Source organism: Thermogemmatispora onikobensis, assembly GCF_001748285.1.
GTDB classification, from domain to species: Bacteria; Chloroflexota; Ktedonobacteria; order Ktedonobacterales; family Ktedonobacteraceae; genus Thermogemmatispora; species Thermogemmatispora onikobensis.
Window position 1 is genome coordinate 1 of sequence record NZ_BDGT01000111.1, and the last position, 1,209, is coordinate 1,209.

The 1,209-nt window shown below is 62.3% G+C and carries 1 protein-coding gene; it reads left to right on the forward strand.

Annotated elements, in window-relative coordinates:
* Nucleotide 1: 1 nt before the first annotated feature.
* Nucleotides 2-1,209: elongation factor Tu (gene tuf / locus BGC09_RS21985; protein WP_069806337.1), on the forward strand; the 1,208-nt coding region annotated here is incomplete at its 3' end.

Sequence of the window (1,209 nt, forward strand, 5' to 3'; positions counted from 1 at the left end):
AATGGCGAAGCAGAAGTTTGAGCGGACGAAGCCGCATGTGAATGTGGGCACGATCGGGCACATTGACCACGGGAAGACGACGCTGACGGCGGCGATCACACGGGTGCTCTCGCGAGTGCTGCCCAGCAGCGTCAATAAGTATATTGCCTTTGACCAGATTGATAAGGCGCCCGAGGAGCGAGAGCGCGGGATCACCATTTCGATCTCGCACGTGGAGTACGAGACGGAGAAGCGGCACTACGCGCACGTGGACTGTCCGGGCCACGCGGACTACATCAAGAACATGATCACGGGCGCAGCGCAGATGGACGGGGCGATTCTGGTGGTGAGCGCCCCCGATGGGCCGATGCCGCAGACGCGGGAGCACATTCTGCTGGCGAGGCAGGTGGAAGTGCCCGCGATGGTGGTGTTTTTGAACAAGGTGGATATGATGGAGGATGAGGAGCTGCTGGAGCTGGTGGAGCTGGAGGTGCGGGAGCTGCTCTCGAAGTACGAGTTTCCGGGCGATGAGGTGCCGGTGATCCGGGGGTCGGCGCTTAAGGCGCTGGAGAGCAAAGGGGACCTGACGCGCAACGATCCGGAGGCGCGCTGCATCTGGGAGCTGCTGGATGTGGTGGATAGCTACATTCCGACGCCGCAGCGCCCGATCGACAAGCCGTTCCTGATGCCGATCGAGGACGTGTTTGGGATCAAGGGAAGAGGAACGGTGGTGACGGGGAGGATTGAGCGGGGCAAGATCCGGGTGAACGAGCAGGTAGAGATTGTGGGCTTCAGCGAGGAAGTGAGGACGGTGGTGGTGACAGGAGTGGAGATGTTCAACAAGACGCTGGACGAAGGGCTGGCGGGGGACAACGTGGGGTGTCTGCTGAGAGGAGTGGAGCGAGACGAGGTGGAGCGAGGGCAGGTGCTGGCGGCGCCGAAGTCGATCAAGCCGCATAAGCTGTTCAAGGCGCAGGTGTACGTGTTGTCGAAGGAGGAGGGGGGGAGGCATACGCCCTTCTTCTCGGGGTACAAGCCCCAGTTTTACATTCGGACGACGGATGTGACGGGGACGATCCGGTTGCCGGAGGGGGTGGAGATGGTGATGCCGGGGGATCATGTGAACATGACGGTGGAGCTGATCTATCCGGTGGCGATGGAGGCGGGAGTGCGCTTTGCCATTCGCGAGGGGGGCCGCACCGTCGGCGCGGGCGTCTGCACCGAGGTGCT